Below are 6,352 nucleotides of genomic sequence, written 5' to 3' on the forward strand. Positions count from 1 at the left end.
TTGGAAAATCAAATAATCACTATAAAGATCAAGCATATCCATTTAATTCCCTCCCTAAAATTAAGGGCGGAATTCTAATGCTTTTTAGTCAAACTACAAGTTTATGTGCGTAACATGAGTGGATAATCCTGTTACCCTGGTTAAATTAAGTGAGGTAACAGCCGTTATTGAGGCCCTGGATTCCTATGTATATCGCATAGCTGAATTGTACGATGAGAAATTTTCTGCAGTTCCTGAAGAGACGTTGGTAGTTGCCAAAATTTTGGGTTCCGAACTATTGGGTTGGGTGGCTGACCAGGCGGTTCAATTGCTTGGAGCGAGAGGTTATGAAGCAAATTGCGATGTCTCAAAAATATTCAGAGATGCACGCGTTTTCAGGATTTTCGAGGGGCCGACTGAAGCATTAAACATGTATCTTGGTTCTCGGTTACTAGAGGATAATCCTTCGCTGGAGCAATTTATTTGCCAAACATTGAAGCAACCTCAATTCTTTAAGGATATGAAGCAAGTGGTTTCGCAAATCAGGAAACAGGCTCATTCTATAAAAGCCGCATTATTTACGCAGCCGATAAGCTCGCATTATTGGTCTCAGGCTCAAGTCGGAGAAATGGGAAGTTATGCTATATTTTTATCTTGTCTCCAATCCATATTTCATACTGTCACGGCTGAGCAGAAACCTCGCTCTCTTGTATGGGTTAAGAGTCAATACGATGAAACCATAAAAAGGATTTTAAGTGTTGCAGCAGGTGAACAGGTCTTGTTAGCGGCAAATCAACTAGGTAATTTAGTAACTGACTATGAATTAGCTATAGGCAATATTGATCAAAATAGAAGCGGCAAGAATATTACCATCGATTCATTGCTGCAGACATGCCCACCAAATGGTGTACATGATAATACTCCTCATGAACTGTTTGCTAAAAAGACAAGATTAACAGAGGAAATAGCTTCGCATTCGTTAGCTTTGAGCGAGCATACTCGCTTTCAGCTACTTCATGCATGGAATAGAGTTGAGCATGGCACTAAGTATCCTGAGCGTTGTGCTCATCATTTATTTGAAGAGCAGGTTTTAAAAAATTATCAGGCGCCGGCAGTTGTTTTTAATGACCGTTCCATTTCTTATCAAGATCTCAATAAACAAGCGAACAAGGTCGCTCATTATTTATATAATGCTGGAATAGGCTCAGGCAAACTAGTAGCACTTTATTTTGAGCGTTCCATTGAAATGATTATAGGATTGTTAGGAGTACTCAAAGCCGGGGCGGCTTATCTACCAATGGACTTCAATTATCCTGAAAAAAGTCTGGTATTTATGCTGGAGGATTCGGGTGCATCTCTGGTCTTATCTCAAAATCATTTATTAATGGATAGTCCTTTTGAATCCCGCGAGTTAATCGGTATAGAAGATATTTTAAAGCACGGCTCCGTCGACACTGAAAACGATCTGGTTCTTTCTTCTACTTTGGATAGTGCCGCCTATGTAATCTACACATCGGGATCAACAGGACAACCTAAAGGGGTAATTCTACCGCACCGAGCATTAAATAATTTAATGTGTTGGCACAGAGAAAACATCCCTGGAAAGCGTAATGTATTACAGTTTACCACACTTAACTTTGATATGAGTTTTATTGAAATTTTTACGGCCCTTGGTTCTGGTGGAACATTAACACTTATTTCCGAATCCGATCGCCTGGATTTGCAGAGGTTCGCTCACATAGTAAAGAAAAACTCGGTGGAGCAATTAATTTTGTCCGTGCCTTTTTTAAAGAGCCTGGCAGCTTCATCATTGGATAGAGCTAGTTTCAACGATGTGAAAGAAATCATTATTGCTGGAGAGCAGTTGGTTATCACTGAGAAGATAACTGGATTTTTTAAGGAAAACATCTCCTGTCGATTGTATAATTATTACGGTCCTGCAGAGACTCATGTGGTCACTTCTTATCAATTTCCTCTACTAATAAGCGATTGGCCGGATTATCCTCCCATAGGTAAACCCATTTCTAATACAAAAATCTTGATTCTGGATGAACGGATGCAACCAGTTCCATTGGGCACCATTGGCGAGATTTATATAGGCGGTGTTTGTCTTGCTAGCGGATATATTAATAGGGTGGAATTAACCCAGGGAAAATTTGTTAAGGATCCGTTTGGCGGTCACAACACTAGTTTACTTTATCGCTCGGGTGATTGCGGTAAATATTTGGACGATGGAACCATAATATATACTGGACGTAAAGATGAACAATTAAAAATTCGTGGATACAGGATAGAGCCACAGGAAATTGAATGGCATTTAATGAATTACCCAGAAGTAAAGGAAGCTGTGGTTATCGCTAAAAAAAGCACTTTTTCAGACAAACATCTAGAAGCATTCCTTATCATGGAAGGAAATATCAACGATAATTTGGTGACTGAGCTGTATTCCTTTTTGCAAGAGCATCTGCCACCTCACTTTTTACCTTCAGTATTTAATATCGTTGAAAAAATTCCTTTAACCAATAGTGGGAAGGTTGATCGTATAGCTTTGGAAAAATATGAGGGAGATGTGGTTTTCTCCGTTAGCAATATCATTTCCCCTGAATCTAAGACTGAGAGGGTGCTAGTGGAAATAATGGAAAATATGTTCAAAGTAAGAGTCGGGATTAATCATAGCTTTCTTTCTCTTGGAGGAAATTCCTTGTTGGCAATGCAAATAATTTCAGAAATCCGTGAGCGTTTAGCAGTAAATTTACCTGCTCACAGCATTCTTTCAGAGCCAACTCTTGCAGACATAGCCAAACGCATTGATCTACTTGGGAATGATGGGTAAACCTTTGATAAGGTGCAGGATGAGATTCTGATTCCTGCACCAATTGAACGCTTTGCTTTATCAAATTTACCTAGCCGGGTATCAGTTATCGGTGGCTACCAGTTCTCATCTATGATTTGAATATTAAGCAGGTGACTATTAAATGCCAACTCATTGGTGGTTGGTTCATTATATGGGAGTCTAGAATCAGGGCTGTATAAATAACTCTTAGGTTCAGCTTGGTTCGGGCTAAGCCACCGATTTTTCAGCTAGGTCTAAAATCAATATTACCGCTTCGGTGAAGTATTTCTATACTCTATTTGGGATATGGGGCTATCACTGGTGGGACTGTCGGAGGTTTCAACCATTTTGACATCCTCCTCAGCCGTCGATGCTGCTTCCGCTTTCATAGTGCTTAGTATGTTTTTGTATTGGTTAAATTGCTTATGTTGAGTGACGAGAATCATTCCTTTATTAGCCGTTACTTGCTCCATAACAGGCATGTGAGTACCAAGAAAATTATTCAAAGTTTCTTTCATTTGATTTCCGAAACCACGCACAATATCTAATTTAGTGGTGTATTTTTTTATTATATCCTCAGTTGTAGATAGTACCTGAAGTTGTTGTGATTTCGAATTGTCGGGGCTTTCTTTATAACGTTGTAATACAACACTCATTTCGTTAGCCATATTTAACGCTGCGTGGTAATCAAAATTCCGTTCATCTTGGTATTTAATTGCGATTGCTCGAGTTGTTGCGATCAAATTTTCTAAATACTTACATACTTGCTCCCATTCATTTTGGGGAATGGCTGAGCGAGGTAAGACAACAACAGAACGCACCGATTTTATTGTATATTTCCCGTCTGCTTTACTAGTCTCTTTAAATGGCCAGAAAAAAAATGAATCGCCTTTATTTTTCACAATAGCACCTGAAAATATTCTAATGAATGAATTATAGATCAATTTATTGCATTGAGACATTTTGCGCTAAATATTTCCAAAGCCGTAGTCAGAGCCGCCCGAAAAACCAGTAGTAGCCATGAACAACCCATCTACCACCGTGCACTAATAAATTAAAGCGCGATGACTAGTCGGGCCCTAATTTTTATAATAGCAGTCCTTATTACGCCGAGATACAAACCATCTTTTGCAGATCATTCTAAATTTTTACTCTCACTTTACTCGAAATCAAACTGACTTGCATAATGAACTATCAATTCTTTACTTAAGCCCACGATGCTGCGCACTATGACAACGCTCGCGCATGAAACGGCTCACTTCAAAAGCAAATTTTTTCTGCGAATCTTTCATTTCGTGATATATAAATAAATAACGTGACTAATAGTGTAGCATGACAAGTTTTGGACTTCCTTGGTCTGAAACCAAGTATAAAATAGTCTTAGTCTTCTCAAATAAGGATGCAGCAGCATGATCACCCAAATGGATTTATGAGTTATATTATCCATAATGGCTATACTCACGGAGTGTATGAAGTATTGAATCAAACAGTAAATAGCACTGATTGTCTGGCCATAACGCAACAAAATAGCACTACGGAATGTGCTCAATATAGTGATGTATATAGAAAAACACAAAATAAAGTCATACACGGCTTGGTAATCTTGAATGAAACATTAAAGGAAACAGCGGCGTTGGGGGGATATTATTATTTTTGATAATGCAACGATACACCTAATAAACATTCTTCAAGTCAGGAACAATTGCAAGAGCAGGAATGTTTCATGAATCTCAGGTAAGTTTTTGAGGCCTTAGTCGCCTTACATTTGCTATCTCTTGGCGCAACATCTGTCAATCTTTAGCTATCAAAAAATGTTTAGCGAATTTGCGAACGCAGAGATAGTAAAATACAAATAATGAAGTTTTTGCGAAAGAAATCAGAATTATGGAATGAAGTTGGAAATGAACACTATGTTATAAAAAGGCGCTTCCACCTATGACTTGTAACCACGGCTACCCTTAATATCCAAAGTCTGATTATCAAAATAATCAGACTTAATGTCTGTGTTTTACATCATCTCCTCACCCTATCTTATTGGCCTAGTTCCTTTACCCGAATTATCTAAAGTAAAAGGCATCGAAATTGCTGAACTAAGGTTGCTTGACCAAATAAACTTTACCAAGAATTAACATAAAAAATTATTAAAAATATTTTGCTAATTAAAATCTCTGCTATACCTAATGGTGCAGCACGGCTGAGGGCGGCTGTGACGAGGTATTGAGTGCTAGCTTCATTACCTCATTGGGTAATTATATGGATATTTATGTTAATGACGCCTCTGTTCGATATGATTTTTTTTAAGAAACTGGAGGATACTAACGTGAAGATACCATTTTTAAAAAGAAAAATTAGTGCGGGGATATTGCTTTTCCTAGTTACTAATATGGCTCAAGCAGGAATTACTTTTTTTAGTTTTGTTCCCTTAATCTTTCTGAACCTTTTTACTACAGTGACCACGACAACTCCCTTTTTTACCTTTATCCCGGTAATGCTAACGGGATCAAAAACAACTATTATCCACCCTAGCATAAGATATCCTCAAACCACCTTATTACAGAGCAAGAGAAAACCGGGAATCCAGCGCATAGTGAGGTTAACTCCTATAACAACTCCAAACATCGTTGTTCCCCAAAATGGTCGTAAAATCATAAAATACAGAGTAACTAATTTCTCTACCAAACCTACAATACTGCGCTTAAAACCTGTGCGTGGTATTAGGCAAATAGTCAATGCTGGTAGTTGCACGAATCTATTTAGCTTGAGATACCGGCAATCCTGTATTTTAAATTTGCAAGTAAATGGAACTATGTTAGCCAATAATATAGTTGGTGGACCAGTTCTCTGTGAACCTGGATCAATACGTTGTTACCAACCCACTCATGGTCATCGCTTAAATGTTAAATTAATAAAAAAAATGCCAACAGTGGGAAGGAAATATACTGTAGGAGGTACAGTCATCGGACTCAAGAATGGTATCTTAACCTTGGTACTTAATGGCAATACCCCTATTTCAATCCCTAGAAATGGGCGCTTTACTTTCTCAACACCTATTGCGCAAGGCAAATCTTATCGAGTGAACATAAAAACTCATCCACAACATCAAATTTGCAAAATAACTAATAACTCTGGAACTATAAATCGAACAGGAATAACTAATGTGTTAGTTTCCTGTATTGAAGAAAGAAAGGATGTATCCATTAATTTGGCTAATAGCGAAAGCGATGAGGCTGCTAAATCAAGCTCATCAACTCCTAGCGTGAAAACATCCGCTGAGCTTACAAAAAATGATAAAGCCAATCCTTATAAAAATGATTTAGTGGACTATCCATTATCCCTTCCTGATACTACGGCAGATAATGTAGAACCAGCAATCAGCGAAGATAGGCCCCGTATGCCTGTTAATTCAGATAACTCTATTCTTATTCACTCATGTTACGCACATAAACTTGTAGTTTGACTAAAAAGCATTAGAATTCCGCCCTTAATTTTAGGGAGGGAATTAAATGGATATGCTTGATCTTTATAGTGATTATTTGATTT

The 6,352-nt window shown here is 38.0% G+C and carries 3 protein-coding genes; 2 read left to right on the forward strand and 1 reads right to left on the reverse strand.

The annotated features are described in order from the left end of the window. Nucleotides 1-118: 118 nt before the first annotated feature. Complete coding sequence (locus tag ELY15_RS12600; RefSeq protein WP_127100572.1) at nt 119-2,812, forward strand: amino acid adenylation domain-containing protein; 2,694 nt, start codon at nt 119-121, stop codon at nt 2,810-2,812. Nucleotides 2,813-3,078: 266 nt separating this feature from the next. Here the strand turns inward: ELY15_RS12600 and ELY15_RS12605 are convergent, their stop codons facing one another. Then, nucleotides 3,079-3,714 (reverse strand): hypothetical protein, encoded by a 636-nt coding sequence (locus tag ELY15_RS12605; protein WP_127100574.1) that lies wholly within the window; start codon nt 3,712-3,714, stop codon nt 3,079-3,081. A 1,418-nt stretch (nt 3,715-5,132) separates the two neighbouring features. Here ELY15_RS12605 and ELY15_RS12615 point away from each other — a divergent pair. After that, nucleotides 5,133-6,269: a hypothetical protein gene (locus tag ELY15_RS12615; protein ID WP_127100578.1), complete on the forward strand. Its 1,137-nt coding sequence runs from the start codon at nt 5,133-5,135 to the stop codon at nt 6,267-6,269. The last annotated feature ends 83 nt before the right edge of the window (nt 6,270-6,352 follow it).

It is taken from the genome of Legionella sp. km772 (assembly GCF_003989735.1).
Classification (GTDB): domain Bacteria; phylum Pseudomonadota; class Gammaproteobacteria; order Legionellales; family Legionellaceae; genus Legionella.